Raw genomic sequence first — 21675 nt, forward strand, 5'->3', positions numbered from 1 at the left:
GCCGCGACCTCCTTTCCCGCCGATTTCAGGCTCAAAAAAATAGCGCGTATGCCCGCGCTATTTCGAAGGGTGCCTTCGCCTCGCCCCTGTACGAGAGCGCAGGCACCGTATAATGCTGCAAAATCCTCATTTGCCGTCCGTCTTGGTCTCCGTCGAAGTTCCGGCTTCGCCCGATTCGTCGGTCGCGGCGCCTTGATCCGGCGTCGCCGCTTTGTCGGCATCGTCCGTAACCGCGCCGTCCGTCGAAGCGTCTCCGGCAGCCGGCGTTTCTTCGTCCACGAATTCTTCTTTGCTTTTCGTGACTTTCGCCAGCTCGTTCTCCATGAACGCGCTCAGTTTCTCGGAAGCCAGTTCTTTGCGGATCTTCTCTTTCACTTCGTCGGTCAGCGTATCCGTTCTGGATTCGACTTTGATGACGTGGTAGCCGTAATCCGTTTTGACCGGATCGCCGACGACGCCGATCTTCTGTTCCATAGCCGCTTTCTTGAACGGCTCTACCCATTGGCTGACCGCGGCGTCTTCGTACAGGCCGCCGTTCGAAGCCGAACCCGGATCTTCCGACATTTCTTCCGCGACTTTCGCGAAATCTTCGCCGCCGTCGATCTTGGCTTTGGCTTCTTTGGCCAGTTTGAGCGCTTCGGCGTCGGTACGTTCTTTGCCTTCGGCGTCTTTGAGTCCGATCAGCACGTGACGAACGCTGGCCGTCAGGTACGTTTCTTTGTTCTCGTCGAATTTCTTCTGAATATCCGCGTCCGTGATGCCGGATTCGTAATACTCGGCCGCCACGAACGATTTCACCATATAATCGCGAATTTGGGCTTCGGTCACGCCCGCTTCGTCCATAAGCGTTTGAAGTTGCTCTTTTTGGTCGGCGTCGCCGAAGCTTTTCTTCATCCACTCTTCGGCTTGCTTCGTGCCGGCTTCTTTCTGCTCGGCCGTCGCTTTGTTGTTCAGATATCCGTATTCGATCTGGATATCGAGCATGTAGTTCTTGAAGTCGCTGACTTCCTTATACGCGGCATAATCCGGTCTAAGGAATCCGAAGACATTCAGATCGTTGTTGAACTGCTCCTCGGTAATTTGTCCCCCGTCGTACGTAGCCAATACTTTGCTGTCGTCGTTGACTTTCGCGGTATCGTCGGCTTTATCGCCGCAGGCCGCGAGTACGGAGAAAGACAACACCGCTACCGCCCCGAGCGATGCCAGTTTTCCCCATTTTTTATGACTTGACTGCATCATGAAGTTCTCCCTTCGATTTGAACGCTTCTTGTAAGGCGTCCAGAACCCGTTCCAGCGTCTCGAGACGCTCGGATTCCGGCATCCCCTTGCCCCGGATCGTAAACGCAAGCGGCGTGCCCTGTTTGAATTGTACACTTCTTTCGAACTGATTTCCAATCTCCGCGAGCTTGGCCGGGTCGGCCGCTTTCTCCTGACCCTCGTGGAAAGCGACGGTAAAGTCGTCTCCTTTGCGCGCGATGCTCTCGATGCCGTACATCCGTCCGTAGATCTTGAAGCGGGCGACCTGCATCAGGCGCACGACGGCTTCCGGCAGTTCGCCGAACCGGTCGAGCAGCTCGTCTTCGAGCTCGAGCACTTCTTCGAACGTCGTGGCCGCGGCCACTTTCTTGTAGATCTCGATCTTCTGGATGCTGTCGTAAATATAATCGGACGGCAGGTAAGCGTCGATCGACAGGTCGATCATCGTGCTCCAGTTCTTGTCGTCCGCCGGCGCTTCGCCCAGCATCGAGATCTTGCGTTTCTGGATTTCTTCGGCCAGCATCTGCGAATAGAGATCGAAACCGACCGACGCGATGAAGCCCGACTGTTCCGCGCCGAGCAGGTTGCCCGCGCCGCGGATCGACAAGTCGCGCATGGCGATCTTGAAGCCGGAGCCGAGCTCCGTGAACTCTTTGATCGACTGCAGACGTTTCTCGGCGACTTCGGTCAAGACCTTGTCTTTTTGATAAGAGAAATACGCATACGCGATCCGGTTGGAACGTCCGACCCGGCCTCTCATCTGATAGAGCTGCGACAGGCCCATCTTGTCCGCGTCGTGCACGATCAGCGTATTGACGTTCGGAATGTCCACGCCGGTCTCGATGATGCTGGTGCTGACGAGCACGTCCGATTCGCCTTCCAAGAAGTCGAGAATGGTGCGCTCCAGCTCCTGCTCCGTCATCTGGCCGTGACCCACGCTGACGCGCGCGTCCGGCACGAGATCGGAGATCTCCGCCGCTTTTTCGTGGATGCCCTGCACCCGGTTGTACAGATAATAGACCTGACCGCCTCGGGCAAGCTCCCGTTCGATCGCTTCGCGCACGAGCGTCGGGCTGTATTCGACCACGTAAGTCTGCACCGGGAAACGGTTCTCCGGCGGCGTCTCGATGACCGACAGATCGCGCACGCCCAGCATGGACATATGCAGCGTGCGCGGAATCGGCGTCGCCGTCAGCGTCAGCACGTCCACGTTGGTCTTGAGGCGCTTGAGCTTCTCTTTATGCGTCACGCCGAACCGCTGTTCTTCGTCGACGATCAAGAGACCGAGGTCTTTGAACACGAGGTCCTGCGACAAGATGCGGTGCGTGCCGATGATGATATCGATCGTTCCCTGTTTGACGCCTTTGATCGTCTCGTTCTGCTCTTTGCGCGAACGAAAACGGCTGAGAACGCCGATGCTGAACGGATACCCTTCGAAACGTTCGCGGAACGTCTCGTAGTGCTGCTGCGCCAAGATGGTCGTCGGCACGAGGATCGCGACCTGTTTGCCTTCGATCGCCGCTTTGAACGCCGCGCGGATCGCGACTTCCGTTTTGCCGTAGCCCACGTCTCCGCACAGCAGGCGGTCCATCGGACGGCTCATTTCCATATCCTGCTTGATCTCTTCGATCGCCCGCAGTTGGTCGCGCGTCTCTTCGTACGGGAACGTGTTCTCGAACTCGTGCTGCTCCGGCGTGTCTTTGTCGAAACTGTAACCGGCCGAAGCTTGACGTTCCGCGTACAGTTTGATCAGATCGTCGGCGATATCCTGCACGGAAGAGCGGACTTTCGTTTTGACTCTGGTCCATTCGTTGCCGCCGAGCTTGTAGACTTTCGGTTCTTTGTCTTCGGCGCCGACGTATTTCTGGATCAGATCGATCTGCTCGATCGGCACGGACAGCTTATCTCCGCCCGCGTACATGATATGCATGTAGTCTTTATGGATGCCGGCGACTTCGAGCGTGCCGATGCCCAGATACTTGCCGATCCCGTGGTTCTGGTGCACGACGTAATCGCCGACTTTCAGTTCGGTGTAGCTTTTGATCCGTTCGGCGTTGTCGATCTGCTTGGTGCTGCTGCCTTTGCGCATCTTGCGCTGCTTCTGCGCGAACAGCTCGCTCTCGGTGATGACGATCAGATGCGCGGACGGCAGTTCGAAACCGCCTTGGAGATGGCCTTTCATGATCTCCGGCGCTTCGATCTCGTAATCGTCCAGCACGCGGCGAATCCGCTCGGCGCGTTCGTCGTCGCCGGCCAGCATGATCACCCGCATATTGGATTTTTTCCAGCGTTCCATCTCGGCTTTGAGCACGTTCATCTGGCCGTGGAAATCCTGCATGGTCCGGCTGACCACATTGACGACCTGACCCGGATGGGTACGCGGAATCTGGCGGACGAACAGCGACAGGAACAACGTCTGGAACGGACGATGATAGATCGACTCGTCGCCTTCCAGCGCCAGCGGCAGATCCGGCAGGCTTTTGCCGCTCTGAAGCAGATGCAGGTTCCATTCGGCCTCGTCGCGTTCGAGCTGCGCCGCGGTGTCGAGCAAACGCGAAGGTTCGTCCATCAGCAGCAGCGTATTTTCCGGCATATAGTCGTACAGCGTGCGGTTCTCCGGATAGATCAACGAGACGTATTTGTACATCTCCGGGAAATGCACCTGCTCGCGCAGCATCTCGATCTCCCGTCCGATCTCCTGCTGCAAAGCGGCTTTGGCTTTGCGGTCGGTCATGCGTTCGAGCTGTTTCTCCAAGCGCACGGCCGTGAGATCGGCCGCTTTGCGCATCCGTTCGCCGCTCGCGATCAATTCTCGGCTCGGCAGAATGCGGACGCTTTTGACTTTGTCGATCGAACGTTGGTCGTTCGGATCGAAAGTGCGGATCGAGTCGACTTCGTCGTCGAACAGTTCGATCCGGTAAGCGAGCGCGGACGTCATCGGGAAAAAGTCGACGATGCCGCCGCGCACGCTCATCTCGCCCCGCGTCTCGACGCGTTCCACGCGCGAGTAGCCGAGCTCGACCATTCGCGTCAAGAACGATTCCATATCCAGCGTGCCGCCTTCTTCGATCGCGAACTGAGCTTCGCGGATCGACGCCGGGTCCGGCACGAAGCGGCGCAGGCCGGAGAACGGCACGACCAAGACGCCCTTGAATCCTTCGGCGCAGCGAGTCAGCACTTCGATTCGTTGAGCGACGGTCTCGGGGCTCGAGATCGCGGACTCGGCCGCGACCAGTTCGTTGGCCGGGTAGAACAGGACGCTTCCTTCGGGAAGCGCTTCCTGAAGATCATCCGCGATTTTCTGGGCGGAGAAAATATTATGAGTCACGATCAGCAGCGGACGTTCCAGCTCTTGATGCAGGCCCGCCATCATCAACTGGCGCGCCGAGCCTGACAGTCCGGCGACCAACTGCTCCTTCATCCCTGCCGAAACGGCATCTTTGATCGAGACGAAGTCGTGGTCACGGGCTACTTCCTTGATAAGCGCGTTTAACAAAGGGGGCACCTCTCTTATGCTTGTGGAATGAATGGATACAACATAAAGGCCCCGCCGCGCGCCGCGGCACGCGGCGAACGAGGCCTTTGTTTATCCGTTGAACCGGGCCATCGTTTGTTCGAACGTATGGTCCAGACTGTATTCGAGCGCGTCGCACGTCTTCTCGATCATTTCGTCCAACAGCGTCTGCTCGGCTTTGGCGAACGGCGCCAGCACGTAATCCACGACGGCCATTCCGCCTTGCGGACGGGAGATGCCCATGCGCACGCGATCGAACGTCTGCGTGCCGGTGTGCTGAATGATCGACTTGATGCCGTTATGTCCGCCGGCGCTGCCTTGATAACGCAGGCGAATACGGCCGACTTCGGTGTCCAGATCATCGTAGACGACGATCAGGTCTTTCAATTCGACTTTGTAGTAATCCATATACGCGCGCACCGATTCGCCGGACAAGTTCATGAACGTCATCGGCTTGATCAGCACGACTTTCTCGCGTCCGACGAAACCTTCGCCGACCAGCGCTTTGCATTTGCTTTGCGTAATCGAAATGCCGTGCTTCTGCGCCAGACGGTCCAGAGCCATGAAACCGACGTTATGGCGCGTCTTCTCGTAGTTTTTGCCGGGATTGCCCAGCCCAACGATCCATTTCATTTTTCGATAGACTCCTCGCCTGCAATCGTTATGGTACTGATGCTTATTTTTGTTACAATATAAGGATAAAACGCTCGACGCTTCTTATTTCGCGTCGGTACGCCAGCCAGTCCAGCAAAGGAGCTGTAGAAACGACATGTACGAATTCGGAGCCGTGCTCAAAGACAACCGCCATTTCCATGACCACATGAACGCAGGAGTACCGGTCGAAGTCTATCACCAAGATGTGCCGGTAGACATCGGACTGGTAACCGGAATTCACGAAAGCTTTATCGAGATCGGGCAAGCGCTGTATCATCGGGGACGCTACGTTTTTCTTTCCCGTCCCGGATATTGAACCGCTTGTCCTCGCTTGCAGACGCCCGCACGATTCACGCCGAGAAGGGTTACGCTCCTTACGGGAAGGAGGCGTAACCCGCGGCAAGCTTTATCGTAAAGAGCCGTTTCCGGAAGCGTATCTCGGTCCGGCGGGACCCTGTACTAAATTTCGAACAACTTGCTGATCGACAGTTCTTCATGGACGCGAATGATCGCTTCGCCCAGCAGCGGAGCAACGGACAGCACTTTCAGCTTGTTCGTCGGATTCGGGTGCGTGATCGGAATCGTGTCGGTCACGATGACTTCTTTAAGCGGCGAATTCTCCAGACGATCCATCGCCGGTCCCGACAGGACCGGGTGCGTGCAGCAGGCGAAGACTTCTTTGGCTCCGCCTTCCACCAACGCGTTGGCTCCGAGCACGATCGTGCCGGCCGTATCGATGATGTCGTCGATGAGGATCGCCGTTTTGCCTTCGATGTTGCCGATAATGTTCATGACTTCGCTAACGTTCGGTTCCGGACGGCGCTTGTCGATGATTGCCAGCGGAGCGTTCAGCAGATCCGCCAATTTGCGCGCGCGCACGACGCCGCCGTGGTCCGGCGAGACGACGATCGGATTTTCGATCTGCTTCGAGCGGAAATATTGCGCCAGAATCGGCACGCCGAGCAGATGATCGACCGGAATATCGAAAAAGCCCTGAATCTGCATGGCGTGCAGGTCCATCGCGATGACGCGGTGAGCGCCGGCTTTCTCGATCAAATCGGCGACCAGCTTGGCCGTGATCGGATCCCGGGAACGCGCTTTGCGGTCTTGACGCGCATAGCCGTAATACGGAATAACGACGTTGATGCTTTTGGCGGAAGCGCGTTTGAGCGCATCGACCATGACCAGCAGCTCCATCAGGTTATCGTTGACGGGCGCGCAAGTCGACTGGATGATGTAGACGTGGCTGCCGCGAACGCTTTCGGACAATTTGACCTGGATCTCTCCGTCGCTAAAGCTCGTCGTGTGCGATTCCCCCATCGGAATCCCGATATAATCGGCGATTTGGTTCGCCAGCTTAGGGTTCGAATTGCACGTGAATATTTTCAGCTTTGAATCGCAATAAGTCATGTTTTGTAAACCCTCCGTGCTGGTCATTAGTGAGCAGACGCGCCCTGAGCGCCCTGCGTCCCGGTTCTTTGCCGGGCAAAGAACAGATGATGCGGATATCGGCCTGCGTGTCGTCGAATTACCGAAACGGAACGTTCCGGCCTTATGCCGAACGTTCCGTTTTCGTTATTTGCTTCGGTTTGCTTCTTTTTTGGCTTTCGCGCGGGCTTTGATCTTGTCGGCATAACCCGGCTTGTTCTCCTGACGTGCCCGTCCGATCGCCAGATCGCCTTCCGGCACCTGCTTGGTGATCGTGGAGCCGGCGACGACGTAAGCGCCTTTGCCGACATGAACCGGAGCGATCAGGTTGACGTTGCTTCCGACGAACGCGTCGTCTTCGATCTCGGTCAACGATTTGTTGAAGCCGTCGTAGTTGACGGTGATCGCGCCGCAGCCGATATTGACGCGGCTGCCGACTTTGGCGTCGCCGACATAGCTGAGGTGGGAGACTTTGGAGTCCTGCCCGATATCGGCGTTTTTCACTTCGACGAAATTGCCGACTTTGACGCCGTCGGCCAAGTTGGCTCCCGGACGCAGATGCGCGAACGGTCCGACCGACACATGCGCTCCGACTCGGGAATCGCGCACGACGGAATGGGAAACGGACGTGCCGTCGCCGATCTCGGCGTTCTCGAGTTCGCAGTTCGGCCCGATCTTGCAGTCTTCGCCGATCACCGTGCGGCCCGTAAGGACGTTACCCGGCAACAGCACCGTGTCGGCACCGATGACGACGTCGGCGCCGATGTAAGTCGATGCCGGATCGATGACGGTCACGCCGCCGAGCATATGCTCGCGAACGATGCGCTCGCGCATGGCCGCTTCGGCTTGGGACAGCACGACGCGGTCGTTGACGCCGATCGATTCGGTGAGGTCGTTCGTCGCGTAAGCGGCGACTTTCTCGCCTTCGCCGCGCAGGATGCCGACGACGTCCGTGATGTAATATTCGCCCTGAGCATTGTCGTTCGTGACTTTGGACAGCGCGTCGAACAATTTGCGGTTGTCGAAGCAGTAAGTTCCCGTATTGATCTCTTTCACGGCCGCTTCTTCCGGCGTGCAGTCTTTCTGTTCGACGATTCGCAGCACGCCGCCGTCTTCGCCGCGGATGATGCGTCCGAGACCGGTAGGGTCTTCCGGAATCGCCGTCAGAATCGTGGCTGCCGCGCCTTCGCTTTCGTGCAGCGCGATCATCGCTTCGATCGTCTCCGCGCGCACGAGCGGCGTGTCGCCGCAGATCAGAATCGTCGTCCCTTCTTCTTTACCCAGAAGTTCCTCCGCTTGACGTACGGCATGGCCGGTACCGAGCTGCTGCTCTTGAAGCACGTATTCCGCCTGATCGCCCAGATAAGCCTTCACGTCTTCGGCGCCGTGGCCGACGATAACCACCGTACGCTCGCTGTTCGTTCGGCGTACCGTATCCACGACATGCCCGACCATCGGTTTGCCGCATACCGGATGCAGCACCTTATACAGCTTCGACTTCATTCGTTTGCCCTTGCCGGCGGCAAGAACAATCGCCATCCTTTTCAATGCTCCGCCTCCTCTTCGTTTACCCGGAAATAACCGTTGCCTGTGGAGGCGACGGTTATGATGGGTTCGGCCTTAAAACCTTATCCATACGAAAGGTTATTAGAACCGTTTATTTCTGCGTCTTCTGCTGCGTCTATGTCATTCATCCGCCCGCGAAAAACGTCCGCATGCGGCACAAATGCGAATATCGTCCCGATTTCCTTCAAGGGATAACAATCTACCCTACTGAATATATCGCATTCCCGGCAAAAAGAAAAGGGAACCGCGTGTCGGCTCCCCGTTCTGCTGGATTATGTGTGACTTACGCGCCTTCTTCGATCGCTTCTTCCACTTCGGAGCCTTCCACGCCGGCACGTTCGTATTCTTCAAGAACGGCGGCTTGGATCTTCTCTCGGGTTCCGGAAGAGATCGGATGGGCGATATCCCGGAACTCGCCGTCCGGTGTACGCTTGCTTGGCATAGCGACAAACATTCCGTTATTGCCATCGATCACCCGAATGTCGTGAACGACGAACTCGTCGTCGATGGTAATCGAAGCGATTGCCTTCATTCTACCTTCGGAGTTGACGCGGCGGAGTCTCACAGCCGTAATTTGCATCTAGGTTCACCACCTTTATCGTTAGAAGACTTGGTGTATTATTCCACACCTGCGGCCAAAATCCTTCTTTTTGCGGGCACAAATTCGGGAATTTCGGAATTGTTTTTGCTTTTATTCACGAAATCGACAGATAACGTCGGTTTTCGTTGAAACTCATTTTCAATACGGTTCAGCCTACTTAAAGTTTCATTATTTTAGAAGGCATTTAAGCTTTTTTACCTTCATTATGAAGGAGCTGCTCAAATATGCAAAAAAAGGCATATCTCTAAAAGAGAATGCCTTTTGCCGGTTAGACCGAAGCCTGCGTTTTTTTGCGATCGAAATAATTGCCCGGCTTCACGCCGACCGTCCGATTCTTGGAATCGACCGTCTCGAGCGTCGCGAGCGATACGTACTCTTCGACCTGCCGTTCGTCCGAATCCACCGATCCGGAATCGAGCAGCACGCCTACGCCGGCCACTTCCGCGTCGAATTCGGCGAGCAGGTCGATCATGCCGCGCACGGTTCCGCCCGCTTTCATGAAGTCGTCCACGATCAAGACGCGGGACTTCTCCTTCAGCGCCCGCCGCGACAGCGTCATCGTATGGATGCTCTTATGCGAACCGGAGACGTAATTGATGCTGACCGCCGAACCTTCCGTCACCTGATGGTCGCGGCGCACCAGCACCACCGGCAGATTCAGTTTGGCTCCCGTCGCGTAAGCGATCGGAATCCCTTTGGTCTCGACCGTCATGACGACGTCGATATTCTTGCCGCCGAAGATGGTCGCGAAAATATCCCCGATCTCGTTCACCAGGTGCGGCTGTCCGAGCAGGTCCGACATATACAGGTATCCGCCGGGCAGGATGCGTCCCGGTTCTTCCAGCTTGGCGCAGATCTCTTGAATAATGCCTTGCGCTTTCTCGTCCGATACGCGCGGAATATACTTGACCCCGCCCGCGGCGCCTGCCAGCGTCTGAAGCTCGCCCATGCCTTCTTCTTCGAAGACTTCTTTGATGATCGCCAAGTCTTCGCTGATCGACGACTTCGCCGCCCCGTACCGTTCCGCGAAAGTGGTCAACGGAATCAGGGAATGAGGTCTGGCCAGCAGAAACTGGGTTAACTCTACCAATCTTGCACTACGTTTTAATTTTTTCACTAAGGTTTCCTCGCTAAATCCGAATATTTTATAAAAAATATATCACTTATGTACGGGTTTGTACAAGGAGTGTTTGAATGTTTTATAAAATATCCCCAAAAAAGCCCTTATTCCAGCGTCCGCACCGCGTATACTTCTTCGCAGAACCCGCGCAGCCCGTTGCAGATCCGTTTGGCTTTCTCTTCTTTCGCCGCCAACCCGAATACCGTCGGCCCGCTGCCGGACATGAGCACGCCGTCCGCGCCGAGGCGCTGCATGACTTCTTTCAGCCGCCCCACCTGCGGGTACAGCTTCAACGTCACGTCTTCCAGCACGTTGCCCAGACCGCCGCACACGTCCTTGAACGCGCCGCGTTCCAGCGCGTCTCTCATGCCGGACGCCGACGGATGAACGTCGATCTGCGCCGCCCGCAGATTGCCGTACACGTCCGCCGTGGACACGTTGATCGGCGGCTTCGCCAGAATCACCCAGCAGCGCGGCGGATTCGGAAGGCTCTCCAGCTTCTCTCCCCGCCCGGTCGCGAGGGCCGTGCCTCCGCGCACGCAGAACGGCACGTCGGAGCCGATCTCCGCGCCCAATTCCTCCAGCTCGGCCGTGGACAGCCCAAGCTCCCATAACCGGTTCAGGCCGCGCAGCGCCGCGGCCGCGTCGCTGCTTCCGCCGGCCAAGCCCGCCGCGACCGGAATCCGCTTCTCCAGACGGATATGCGCGCCGCGGGTCACGCCGCAGCGCTGCTTGAGCAGGCGGGCGGCGCGCACCGCGAGATTCTTGTCGTCGTGCGGAATATGGCCCGCCTGGGTCGATAAGGAGATCCGGCCGGTTCCCGGATCGCTTAACGTTAACCGATCGGCCAAGTCGACCATCGTCATGACCATCTCGACTTCGTGGAATCCGTCGTTTCGTTTATGTAGAACGTCCAGCATCAGATTGATCTTCGCCGGCGCTTTTTCGTAAATATACAAGCTCTTCACCGCCCCTGCGTTCTGACCGGAGATCCGGCCGCCCTCTCTAAACAGCTTTAGCTATTATATGCAATATAAAGGTCGAAGTCCATTTACCGCAGCCCGCCCCACGCACAAAAGCGGCCCCCGCGAGAGCGAGGACCGCCTGTCTAATCAACGTGCGAATCAGGCGCCGGCGTAAGCGATCGGAGTCTCCGAATCTTCTTCCACCAGCGAGAGTTCAACCGTTTCCGTCAAAACATCGGCATAACTATAAGACACTCGGCCCGAAGCGTGTTCGGCCTCTTCTTCCAGCATGACGGTAAATACCGCCGGATACGTACCTTCGAGGACTCCGGTTTGCTCGACCGTCTTGCGCCGGCCTCCATTGGCACGGAGCATGATGCGGTGTCCTACATGAGCGTCGAGACTGCGTTTGATATCCGATAGCGTTTGATGTGCCATTTTTCTCAACCACCTCTCTCATACACTCAATTGTAACATTTTGAGAGAAAGATGTCAAGGCAAATTAATCATTATATCAATATCAATTATTTATTGTCAACAGGGGTTTTTTGAGAAAAATGACCTTCTTCCGAGCTTAGCGAATCTCTTCCCGAATAAAGATGCCGCTGAGGCGCGCATACTCTTCCATCGACAGCGTTTCGGCCCGCCGCGACGGTTCGATCCCCGCTTCGGCGAGCAGGCTTTCCATGCGCTCGCGTCCTTCTTGAGAGAAGTAACGGGCTTTGAGGTTATTGGCGATCGTCTTGCGGCGCTGCGTGAAAGAAGCCTGCACGAGCGTGAAGAAGTGCTCTTCGTCCGCGACGTCGACCGGCGGCTTCTCGCGCACCTTGAGACGGATCACGGCCGATTCCACGTTAGGCTGCGGAATGAACACCGTGCGCGGCACGATGCAGACCAGTTCCGGCTCGCTGTAATACTGCACGGCGATGCTGAGGCTGCCGTATTCTTTGCCGCCCGGCGAAGCCGACATCCGTTCCGCCACTTCTTTCTGGATCATGACGACGATGTTCTCGAGCGGAAGTTTCTCTTCGAGCAGCTTCATCAAGATCGGCGTAGTCACGTAATACGGCAGGTTGGCGACGACGCTGACCTTCTCGCTGCGAACGAACACCTCTTCGAAAAAGGCTTTTAGATCGACCTTGAGCACGTCCGCCTCGCGTACGGTCACGTTGCCGTACGGCCCCAGCACGTCTTTGAGGATCGGGATCAGGCGGCGGTCGATCTCGATCGCCGCGACCTCGCCCGCGCCCAAAGCCAGCTTCTCGGTCAGCGCGCCGATTCCGGGACCGATCTCGAGCGCGCCTTTGTTCGGAGCCAGATCGGCCGCTTCCACGATTTTGTTCAGGATATTTTGATCGATCAGAAAGTTCTGACCGAGGCTTTTTTTGAATGAAAAGTTATGTTTGGCGATAATCTCTTTGGTTCGCTTCGGCGAAGCGATTCCTTCTCTGTCGTTCATGGGTTCACGATCCTTCTTTGTCGATTTGGGCCAGAGCGTCGGCGAATTCACGGGGAGAGATCTGGAACATGCGCAGCCGGTTATGGAACTGCTTGCCGTTGCAGTACCCGATGCCGAGCAGATTGCCCATCGCCATCCGGCGCGCCGCCGCGTTCGGATGCACGATCAGTCCGGCTTCGATCAGATCCTGCCAATCGATCAAGCTGTCTTTGCCCGGCATCTCCGTGTGCACGCGTTCCAGCGCGCGGCGGATCGCTTCGGGAGAAGCGTTCTCCACGCCGATATCCCCTTTGCGCGTGGCGTCGGCTTCCGGAATAAACGCGTGCTTGCAGCCCGGCACTTTCTGCGCGACGATCTTCCGGATCCGCTCGCCCGCGAAATCCGGGTCCGTCAAGATGATGACGCCCCGGCGTTCCATCGCCATCTGCACGCGCCGGATCACCGATGCGCCGATCGCCGATCCGCCCGTCTCGATCGTATCCGCTTCGACCGCCCGCTTGACCGCTACCGTATCGTCGCGCCCTTCCACGACAATGACCTCTTTAATCATGTTTCCTCTCCTTCGCCTCTCATAACAAAAAGAAGAGGAGAACCTCCTCTTCTTATCTCGTTCATGCTTATGCGGTTAAGTATACCATCCTGCGGCCGTCAGCGTAAACGTCCGCGTCGGAGGAATCGCGATCCGACTGTCGTCGGACCGCGTACCGGCACAGCGCGTTACGGCTTGTTCGGCCCGATCACGTACACCGTCATGCCGGACTTGCGTCCGAAATTCAGCGCCGTTTGCAGGCTGTCGTAGTATACGTCGATCTTTTTGCCTTTGATGGCGCCGCCCGTATCTTCCGCTTTGCGGTAGCCGATGCCTTCGATGTAGACCCACCATCCCAGCGGGATTACGTTAGGGTCGACGGCGATCGTGCGTCCTTCGGTTACGGTCGTGCCTGTTGCCGTACGGGTTCCGATGCCCGGCTCCTGCGAAGAGTAAGCCGTCATGGAGACGCCGGTCAGCACTTTCTTATATTCAAACCCCGTAGAGGAAGCCGGAGCCGCCTCCAGCTTGGCGAACGTCTTCTCGACAACCGGCTCTTTGGTGCCGATCGCGACGATTTCGTCCTGCTTCTCGGTCTTTACCTTTTTGTCCACGACGTATTTCGTAACGAATTCGCCGTCTTGGTAGACTTTCTCGACCGTGTGGACCGTTACGCCGTTGACGCCGGCTTGGACGGTCTTCTTCTTGCCTTTGAGCAGCGCCGAGTCTTCCTTCTCGATCGTCGAGTAAGGAACGACCACTTCCTGCTCCGCGGTGAATTTGTTGATGCGGTATACCGACACGTCGAGGTTCTCCGTCAGCGGAGTCGTCGTACCCGGATAGACTTTATCGTCCGACCCGAGCTTGATGCCCCAATCCGCAAGCGCGGCTTCCACCGTTCTTGCCGTCGTGTAGGTCGTTTTGGCTTCCCCGTCCGCTTTGAGGTTGACAGGGATTGCGGTGTCGATCGCGATCTTGCCGCCTTCTTGGATGTTCGAGCTCAGCGGCACCGAGATTTTGTCGTGTGCGCCGAAATCGATATTCCAGCTTGCGAGCGCGGCTTCGACCGTTTTTTCCGCCGTATAGGCCTGTTTGCTTTTGCCGTCGACCTCCAGCGTAACCGGCACGGCCGTGGTGATGTTGACTGCCGCTCCGTTCTGAATCGCCGAGCTTACCGGAACCGAGATCTTATCGAACTGTCCCAGCTTCACGTTCCAGCCTTCGAGCGCGGCGCCGACCGTTCTTCCGGTCGTGTAACGCTGCTCGCTTTTGCCGTCGACGTTCAGGTTAACGGCGATCGCCGTCGTGATGGCGATGCGATCGCCGTCTTGAATCGAAGCGCCGAGCGCTCTCGATACCGCGTCCTGCGGCTTCACGCTGACCGAATGTTCGTTCAAGAATTCTTGGAGATTGCCTTTATGCGTGGTCAACGTCTGCTCTTTGCCGTCGACGACCAGCACGATCGATTTCTCCGCTTTGGCATACAAGCCCAGCAGAATCATCGTGACCAGCGCGACGACGAATAATGCGACACCCAAAATCTGAAGCCCGTTCTGGCGTTTCCAACGCCAAGCGTAAGTCATGCTGGATGATCGTGAACCATGGGTGTCTTCTTTCGTGAAAATGCCCACTCTTCCGTCCTCCTCCATAGCCCCGCCGTCAAGTAGATCCATAGAAAAGTTGACGTGACTAATTGCTATTTTTTCGTAAAAACGAGCAGCACAAAAAGGCTGTGCCCCGGCATTGCCGGTCGCGTCGTTCCTACGTTCATCCCGTTCTAAAAGCTCAGCCCGTGTTTCACACTTATGTACGCTGTTCCCTCCGGCTTATGTGCCTAAAACAAAAGAAGCCTGGGAAGAGTGCTCAGATCAAAATCTGTAGAGGACTCTTCCGCGGCTTCCCTCTTATTCCAATCGACAAGTTGACGATTCTGAGGAAAACATAAGGCGCGTGGCTGCCTCTCTCTTATTTGTGCGCTTACGAGGTTAGCTGTCGGGTTCGGACGAAGAGAGTCGTCCTATGCCGGTTCTTCCGCTCATGGCGAGAAGACCTGCAATTCACCCCGTAGACCCATGTAAAAAGGAATCGACCACGGCGGTTTACCGACTCGCGAAATCTTTCGTCGGTTCGACCTGCCGCTTCGGGTTCCCCCGTTCTTCGTCTTGATCGACGAAGATTCAGCGAGACGGTTCATGAATTTATCGGATTAACCGAACATACGGCCGATTAATCACTGACAAGATAATAGCTTTTTTCGGAGCGCTTTGTAAAGTCGGAGAGTTTCGCGTTTTAGAGTTCAAAAGGTTAAAACTTTGTAATCTTCTACCCTTTTTTGTAACAAAGAGATTAATATCTCGTAAATCCTCGCTTTTTCGACGCTTTTCCTCGCTTTTTCACTTGATACCAAAAAGCAGTTTCGCGTTTTTCGTTGTCTGATCGGCAATTTCTTCCAGAGAAACGCCTTTTAACTGGGCTGCCGTCTCGGCGACGAGGCGAACGTAACCGGTCTCGTTCCGCTTCCCTCGATAAGGATGCGGAGTCAGGTAAGGAGCATCGGTTTCGATCAGCAAACGGTCCATCGGCGTCTTCTCGAGCACCTCTTTGGGCTGCTTGGCGTTCTTGAACGTGACCGGTCCTCCGAACGACAGATGGAAACCCATATCGAGGCAAATTTTGGCCGTTTCCCAGCTTCCCGAAAAAGCATGCATGATCCCGCCGACCTCGGACGCGTTTTCTTCTTTGAGGATGCGGATCGTGTCTTCGTGCGCTTCGCGGTTATGGATCACGATCGGCAGTTTGACGCGTTTCGCCAACGCGATCTGTTCGCGCAGCACGCGGTGCTGGACGTCTTTGGGCGATTTATCCCAATGATAATCCAGTCCGATCTCGCCGATCGCCACCACTTTCTCGTGACTGCATAGAGACTCGATCCATTCGAGGTCGCCGGGCTGCATATCGATCGCGTCGACGGGGTGCCAACCGATCGCCGCGCAGACGAAAGGATACTTTTCCGCCAACGCGAGCGTCGTCGGAATCGTTTCCCGGTTGAAGCCGATATTGACGAAATGGCCGACGCCTGCTTCGACCGCTCGCGCGATCGTTTCGTCCCGATCTTCTTCGAATTCCGGCGCGTCCATATGGGTATGAGTATCGAATAACATGAAATTCCTCCTTATTTCTTCCGGTTGGGCGAAAACCGCTCGATTCCTTGATCGTTTTCAATATTTTTTTGACTGTTTTTCACATTTGCAAAAAGGCAAAACAGTCGAATTTTTTAGCGAAAAAAACGGATTTTAGCCTTTAATCGGCCGAAATCGGGAAAATTTCCGCAATATCGGCCGGAAGCTGCGAGTGAATGGCACCGACTTTATGATGCGGATAATAGAGGTGATATTTTCCGCGATGCAGCCCGCTGATCGACCTGATGATATCGGAAACTTCGGAAATTTCTCTCAATTTATCCTGTTTTCCGAGCAGCATGATCCGATTCTCGCGTTTCGCTCCGTCGGGACGGAACACGTCGTAAGGAAGGTCGGTCGGGAAGTCGATTTCGAAGTCGTATTCGGGGTGCAGACCGGCTTTGCCGAAGCTCTCGCGAATCCGGTCGATCATCTCCATATCGATCGAATCCACTTCTACATATTTATACAATCGGCGATGGAGGAATCGGCAGCAGAGCTCGCTCAGGATAGGGTCTTTCTCGTCCGTCCACTGCATGAATACCGTCTGAATCAAAGCTTCATCCAGTTTCAGATATTCTTTGACCGTCAGATCGTTGCGGAACAGTCCCGGCAGCGGCTGAGGCAAAAAGGCGAATGCGTAACCTTCCCGGTACAGCTCGCCCGCCCGGCGCAGAATCTGCCGCAGAATGATCTCCGAACTGCGCGTGACCGGATGGAAATAGACCTGCCAATACATCTGGTAACGCGACATCAGATAATCTTCCACGGCATGCATCCCCGACTCTTTGACCACGATTCTTCCATTATAAGGCCGCAGCATGCGCAGGATTCGATCGATATCGATCGTCCCGTAGTCGACTCCGGTAAAATAGGCGTCGCGCAGCAGATAATCCATGCGATCCGCATCGAGCGGACTGGTAATCAGATTGACCACGATCTCTTTCTCGTAGTCTTTGCGGATTACCGAAGCGACCCGGTCCGGCAGATCGGCCGACACTTCCCGCAGCACGCGGTTTACGTCCGTATCTCCCAGAATGATCTTGCAGGTCCATTCTTCGTGGTCCATCTCGAACGCTTCTTCGATCGAATGGGAAAAAGGACCGTGGCCCAGATCGTGCAGCAGCGCCGCGCACATGGCGACCATATTTTCTTCGACCGGCCAATCCGGATAATTGTTGCGCTCGAATTGGGAAATGATGCGCCGGGTGATCTCGTAGACGCCGAGCGAATGGGAGAAGCGGCTGTGTTCCGCGCCGTGGAAAGTCAGATAAGTCGTTCCGAGCTGGCGAATACGGCGCAGACGCTGGAATTCCGCCGTATTGATCAACGACCAGATCGTCCGATCCTGAACGTGAACATAGTTATGCACGGGGTCTTTGAACACTTTTTCTTCGCGCAGCGGCTTGATATAGTTCGGCATGATTTTCACTCCTTTTATGAGAAATAACGCGAAATCAAACGGTTGTCGAATTTTGTCTCAGTACGTTCACAAGTTTCTAATTCCTTGTTTTCCGAAAATTTGCAAGCTGATGTACATTTTCAGCTTAATTTTGACACAAAATCCAAAAGAATTTCATTTTTTATCAAAATTTAAGCAAAATATTGCTTTTCCCCGGTTGACTGTTCTGGGAAACATTGTTATTATGAGGAACATAAAAGCTAGAACAATGTCGAAAATTGACACTTACCTTTTAAATTCACACTTCTGGGAGGCAATATATTATGATGAAATCGACAGGTATCGTAAGAAAAGTAGACGAATTGGGCCGTGTCGTCATTCCGATCGAATTGCGCCGTACGCTGGGAATCGGCGAGAAAGACGCGCTGGAAATTTACGTGGACGGCGAACGCATCATGCTGAAAAAATACGAGCCCGCTTGTATCTTCTGCGGCAACGCCGATAACGTGACTTATTTCAAAGGCAAGATCGTCTGCTACGACTGCGTCTCGGAAATCCCTGCTCCAATTGCAAAATAAGACGATAAAATGATCGTATTCTTTTGCAATCAGGTTGCGAAGTAACTGGAAACGAATTTCTTCCCGTCACTTCGCAACATCGATTTCAAAATACAAGGAACGCCCTACCCTTTTATTTTGAAATCGTACCTTTAAATTTTTAAGTTTTTTGCTTTTAAGTTTTTATTTTTTCGCTTTAAAGGTTTTAAGTTTTTCGCTTTCAATCTTTTCGCTTTTTCCCTTTCAAGCTTTTCCCCTTTACGTTATAATGAAAAAAAGCCTTACCCAAAAACCAACCTTAACACCGTTAATTCTAACCTTTTTTATATCTCCTTGCACCCCGAAGCGCCCTGCACCGGCGTTTCGGGGTCTTTTTTTATCTCTTTTCACTGATTTTCTGAAATTCTTTCCAACTAACTCAGCAGCGCATTATACACATCGCGTTTGGATAATCCCCGATCGGCTGCCGCTTTTTTCATGGCGTCTTTGCGCGACAATCCTTCCTGCTGCTCGTAATGCGCCACGTGATCTTCAAGCTCCAATTCCTGCCACCACGCGTCTTTGCGTTCCTGCGCCTGCTCCGCGCTCTCGCCTTCCACCGCGATGCAGTATTCGCCGAGCGGCGGATGTTCGTTCAGCAGTCCCAGCAGCTCTTCCAACGTTCCCCGCGCAACTTCTTCGTGCCGTTTGGTCAGCTCGCGGGCCAAAGCCGCGCGGCGCGGTCCCCATGCTTCGAGCATCGCCTCGACGGTCTTCATGACCCGGTGCGGCGATTCGTAGAACAGCAGCGTCCCTTCGAGCTGTCCTAACGATTCCAGCGCGGCGCGGCGATCTTTGTTTTCGCGCGGCAGGAATCCGGCGAAAGTAAACCGTTCCGTCGACAGCCCCGACACGATCAGGGCCGAGAGCGCGGCATTCGCGCCCGGTACCGGAACGACCGGAATCCCGGCTTCGACGGCAAGTTTCACCAAGTCCGCTCCGGGGTCGGAAACCGCCGGCAGACCGGCATCGCTGACGAGCGCCAGATTTTTTCCTTCTATTATATAGCGTATCAATTCGGGACCGCTGGCGGCCTTATTATGCTCGTGGTAGCTGAACAATTTCTGCGGCACGATCTCGAAGTGGGTCAACAGCTTGCGCGTCTGCCGCGTATCTTCGGCGGCGATCAGTTCGCACTCCCGAAGCGTGCGCACCGCGCGATACGTCATGTCTTCCAGATTGCCGATCGGCGTCGCGACCAAATACAGCGTTCCGAAGCCGTCCGTTCTGGACTCGAAGCTTTTCTGTACCTGCAACTTAAGCGCCCTCCCCCGGTTTGCCGTAATAAATCGTCATGATTTCTTCGCAATATTCGCCTTTTTCGTTATACACGATCAGCGGCGGCATGATCCGCATCTCCGGCTTCCCGTCCCGCAGCCCTTCGACCAGCACCATATTGGCTTCCATGCCCGCGCGCGGGTGAACGAAGCGGATCCGTTTCGGCTCGATCTTGTACTGCCGCATCAGCGTCAGGATATCGGCCAGGCGATGCGGACGATGTACCATCGACACTTTGCCGCCCTGCTTGACCAATCTTGCGCAAGCTTGAACGACGTCTTCCAGCGTGCAGTGGATCTCGTGCCGGGCGATCGCTTCGTGCAGATTGGCTTTGATATCGCTTCCGGTCAGCGGCGTATACGGCGGATTGACCGTTACCGCGTCGTACATGCCGTGTCCGGCCGTCTCGTGAAACGTCTTCAAGTCGGCGTTATGGACGAGAATGCGCTCTTGCAGCCCGTTCATCGCGACGCTGCGCTGCGCCATGTCGGCCAGCCGCTCTTGGATCTCCACGCCTTCGATCGTCGCTTTGGTCCGGGTAGAGAGCAGAAGCGGGATCACGCCGTTGCCCGTGCACAGATCGAGTACGCGTCCTCGTGCGGGAACCGAAGCGAAACGGCCGAGCAGCACGGCATCCATCGAGAAGCTGAACACCTCGGGACTTTGAATAATATGCAAATTTTGCGTGAGCAGATCGTCGATCCGTTCGCCCTCGCGCAGCGGGATATCGATTTGTTTTTCCATTCTGAACGCTCCTCTTTCAAAAAAAAGCCGCTGGCAAAAAACGCCGCGGCTTTCAGGCTGATCCGTTACCCGACTGGCTCGCAGACGGGCAACGCGGTAACACCGAATTATTTATTCAAAAAAGACAGGCAGAACAAGCAGTCGCCTTCCGTGCGAAGATGGCCGTAGTACACGTTGCAGATATGGAATCCTTCGTGATACAAACGGGCCAGATTATCATAGCCTTCGCCGACCATATCGCTGGCTTCCTCGTTCTTCTTTGCCGGTTCGCTAAGGACGTTGAACGGTTCGGGTTTGGCCGCAGCCGCAACTTCGACTTGGGCTTCCCTTTTCAAAATCTTCCGCAGACGTTCGTTTTCGGTAAGCAGCCGTTGGTTATCTTCCATCAGCTCTTTGACCGCCTGCTTCATTGTACCGAGCTCGTCTTTGAAGCTTTCCACTTGCGTTTCCATCTCGTGTATTTGCGCGAAGACATTTTTCTTCTCCAAGTAAACTCCACCCCAGAGCGGTTCCGATTGACTTACTTGACGACGATGTCGTCCATGGACAATTCTTTGACCTTATTGATCTCGAACAACTGAACGTGTACCATGCGTTTACCCGCATGGATGCCGACGACTTTGCCGTCTCCGAGCGACGTGACGACCAACTTGCCGATCGCCGGAAGCTCTTCCTTGCTGCTCTCGTAATTATCGTGCTCGAATTTCAAGCAGCACATCAATCTGCCGCACAAGCCCGAAATCTTGGTCGGATTGAGCGAGAGATTCTGATCTTTGGCCATCTTGATGGATACCGGTTCGAAATCGCCCAGCCACGACGAGCAGCATAAGACGCGCCCGCACGGTCCGATGCCTCCGAGCATCTTCGCTTCGTCCCGTACCCCGATCTGTCTCAGCTCGATCCGCGTACGGAAGATGCTGGCGAGATCTTTGACCAATTCGCGGAAATCGACCCGGCCTTCGGCCGTGAAGTAGAAGATGATCTTGTTGCGGTCGAACGTATACTCCACGTCCACCAGTTTCATCTTCAATCCGTGATCCTTGATTTTATTCAAACAGGTAGCGAAAGCTTTGCGTGCAGCTTCTTTGTTTTCTTCCACGACGCGCGCGTCCGAATCGCCGGCGATCCGGATGACCCGCTTCAGCGGAAGAACGACGTCGCTTTCTTGCACCTGCTTTTTGCCTACGACGACCTTGCCGTATTCGACGCCTCGGGCCGTCTCTACAATTACGCACTGTTCCTGCTCGACGGCGAATTCCAGAGGGTCGAAATAATACACTTTGCCCGCCTTCTTAAAACGGACTCCGACTACACTGTACAAAGCTAAACCTCCCTTGCGCGCATTCAAAACGTTGGGTCCCAGCTTCTTGTCCCTTCATCTCC

General features: G+C 55.3%; 20 protein-coding genes and 1 riboswitch. Of the genes, 2 read left to right on the plus strand and 18 right to left on the minus strand.

What is annotated here, in order from left to right:
• Nucleotides 1–126 precede the first annotated feature (126 nt).
• From CDO73_RS22080 to pth, 3 genes are all read right to left on the minus strand, one after another.
• Nucleotides 127–1239: a peptidylprolyl isomerase gene (locus CDO73_RS22080; protein ID WP_088490694.1), complete on the minus strand. Its 1113-nt coding sequence runs from the start codon at nucleotides 1237–1239 to the stop codon at nucleotides 127–129.
• Nucleotides 1220–4753 (minus strand): transcription-repair coupling factor, encoded by a 3534-nt coding sequence (mfd, locus tag CDO73_RS22085; protein WP_088490695.1) that lies wholly within the window; start codon nucleotides 4751–4753, stop codon nucleotides 1220–1222. Before mfd ends, CDO73_RS22080 begins: the two co-directional genes overlap by 20 nt.
• 90 nt (nucleotides 4754–4843) lie before the next feature.
• The gene (gene pth / locus CDO73_RS22090; RefSeq protein ID WP_088490696.1) at nucleotides 4844–5404 is read right to left on the minus strand and encodes an aminoacyl-tRNA hydrolase; all 561 of its coding nucleotides are present in this window, start codon (nucleotides 5402–5404) and stop codon (nucleotides 4844–4846) included.
• Nucleotides 5405–5540: 136 nt separating this feature from the next.
• Between pth and CDO73_RS22095 the strand changes: the two genes are divergently transcribed.
• A complete protein-coding gene (locus tag CDO73_RS22095; protein ID WP_088490697.1) occupies nucleotides 5541–5741 on the plus strand; it encodes a hypothetical protein in 201 nt (66 codons plus the stop codon).
• A 143-nt stretch (nucleotides 5742–5884) separates the two neighbouring features.
• Here CDO73_RS22095 and CDO73_RS22100 read toward each other — a convergent pair whose 3' ends face one another.
• The 11 genes from CDO73_RS22100 to CDO73_RS22150 form a co-directional block, all read right to left on the minus strand.
• Entirely contained in the window at nucleotides 5885–6835 is a 951-nt protein-coding gene (locus tag CDO73_RS22100) for a ribose-phosphate diphosphokinase (protein ID WP_088490698.1), read from the minus strand.
• 165 nt (nucleotides 6836–7000) lie between these two features.
• Nucleotides 7001–8392, minus strand: coding sequence for a bifunctional UDP-N-acetylglucosamine diphosphorylase/glucosamine-1-phosphate N-acetyltransferase GlmU (gene glmU / locus CDO73_RS22105; RefSeq protein WP_179218792.1), 1392 nt, complete (start codon nucleotides 8390–8392; stop codon nucleotides 7001–7003).
• 310 nt (nucleotides 8393–8702) lie between these two features.
• On the minus strand, nucleotides 8703–8999 hold the full coding sequence (gene spoVG, locus CDO73_RS22110) for a septation regulator SpoVG (protein ID WP_087801430.1): 297 nt from the start codon (nucleotides 8997–8999) through the stop codon (nucleotides 8703–8705).
• A 289-nt stretch (nucleotides 9000–9288) separates the two neighbouring features.
• Nucleotides 9289–10137 (minus strand): pur operon repressor, encoded by an 849-nt coding sequence (gene purR, locus CDO73_RS22115; RefSeq protein ID WP_088490700.1) that lies wholly within the window; start codon nucleotides 10135–10137, stop codon nucleotides 9289–9291.
• A gap of 107 nt (nucleotides 10138–10244) precedes the next feature.
• Nucleotides 10245–11099, minus strand: a complete 855-nt coding sequence (ispE, locus tag CDO73_RS22120; RefSeq protein WP_088490701.1) for a 4-(cytidine 5'-diphospho)-2-C-methyl-D-erythritol kinase — start codon at nucleotides 11097–11099, stop codon at nucleotides 10245–10247.
• Between the two features lie 165 nt (nucleotides 11100–11264).
• A complete protein-coding gene (locus tag CDO73_RS22125) occupies nucleotides 11265–11543 on the minus strand; it encodes a Veg family protein (protein ID WP_087801424.1) in 279 nt (92 codons plus the stop codon).
• Nucleotides 11544–11679: 136 nt separating this feature from the next.
• Nucleotides 11680–12564 (minus strand): 16S rRNA (adenine(1518)-N(6)/adenine(1519)-N(6))-dimethyltransferase RsmA, encoded by an 885-nt coding sequence (gene rsmA, locus CDO73_RS22130; RefSeq protein ID WP_088490702.1) that lies wholly within the window; start codon nucleotides 12562–12564, stop codon nucleotides 11680–11682.
• Nucleotides 12565–12568: 4 nt separating this feature from the next.
• Entirely contained in the window at nucleotides 12569–13114 is a 546-nt protein-coding gene (gene rnmV, locus CDO73_RS22135) for a ribonuclease M5 (RefSeq protein WP_088490703.1), read from the minus strand.
• 167 nt (nucleotides 13115–13281) lie between these two features.
• Nucleotides 13282–14724 (minus strand): ubiquitin-like domain-containing protein, encoded by a 1443-nt coding sequence (locus CDO73_RS22140; protein ID WP_179218793.1) that lies wholly within the window; start codon nucleotides 14722–14724, stop codon nucleotides 13282–13284.
• A 328-nt stretch (nucleotides 14725–15052) separates the two neighbouring features.
• Nucleotides 15053–15286: riboswitch (cyclic di-AMP (ydaO/yuaA leader) on the minus strand.
• A gap of 200 nt (nucleotides 15287–15486) precedes the next feature.
• Complete coding sequence (locus CDO73_RS22145) at nucleotides 15487–16254, minus strand: TatD family hydrolase (protein WP_088490705.1); 768 nt, start codon at nucleotides 16252–16254, stop codon at nucleotides 15487–15489.
• Nucleotides 16255–16393: 139 nt separating this feature from the next.
• Nucleotides 16394–17695: an HD domain-containing protein gene (locus tag CDO73_RS22150; protein WP_088490706.1), complete on the minus strand. Its 1302-nt coding sequence runs from the start codon at nucleotides 17693–17695 to the stop codon at nucleotides 16394–16396.
• A gap of 302 nt (nucleotides 17696–17997) precedes the next feature.
• Between CDO73_RS22150 and CDO73_RS22155 the strand changes: the two genes are divergently transcribed.
• Complete coding sequence (locus tag CDO73_RS22155) at nucleotides 17998–18252, plus strand: AbrB/MazE/SpoVT family DNA-binding domain-containing protein (protein WP_037286055.1); 255 nt, start codon at nucleotides 17998–18000, stop codon at nucleotides 18250–18252.
• Between the two features lie 392 nt (nucleotides 18253–18644).
• On the opposite strand, the gene rsmI is transcribed toward CDO73_RS22155, so the two are convergent.
• The 4 genes from rsmI to CDO73_RS22175 all read right to left on the minus strand — a co-directional run bounded on the left by rsmI (nucleotide 18645) and on the right by CDO73_RS22175 (nucleotide 21613).
• On the minus strand, nucleotides 18645–19526 hold the full coding sequence (gene rsmI, locus CDO73_RS22160; protein WP_088490707.1) for a 16S rRNA (cytidine(1402)-2'-O)-methyltransferase: 882 nt from the start codon (nucleotides 19524–19526) through the stop codon (nucleotides 18645–18647).
• Between the two features lies 1 nt (nucleotide 19527).
• Nucleotides 19528–20292, minus strand: coding sequence for a tRNA1(Val) (adenine(37)-N6)-methyltransferase (locus tag CDO73_RS22165; protein ID WP_088490708.1), 765 nt, complete (start codon nucleotides 20290–20292; stop codon nucleotides 19528–19530).
• A gap of 107 nt (nucleotides 20293–20399) precedes the next feature.
• Nucleotides 20400–20780, minus strand: coding sequence for a DNA replication initiation control protein YabA (yabA, locus tag CDO73_RS22170; RefSeq protein ID WP_088490709.1), 381 nt, complete (start codon nucleotides 20778–20780; stop codon nucleotides 20400–20402).
• Between the two features lie 32 nt (nucleotides 20781–20812).
• A complete protein-coding gene (locus CDO73_RS22175) occupies nucleotides 20813–21613 on the minus strand; it encodes a PSP1 domain-containing protein (protein WP_088490710.1) in 801 nt (266 codons plus the stop codon).
• Nucleotides 21614–21675: the final 62 nt, after the last annotated feature.

It is taken from the genome of Saccharibacillus sp. O23 (assembly GCF_002205895.1).
GTDB lineage: Bacteria > Bacillota > Bacilli > Paenibacillales > Paenibacillaceae > Saccharibacillus.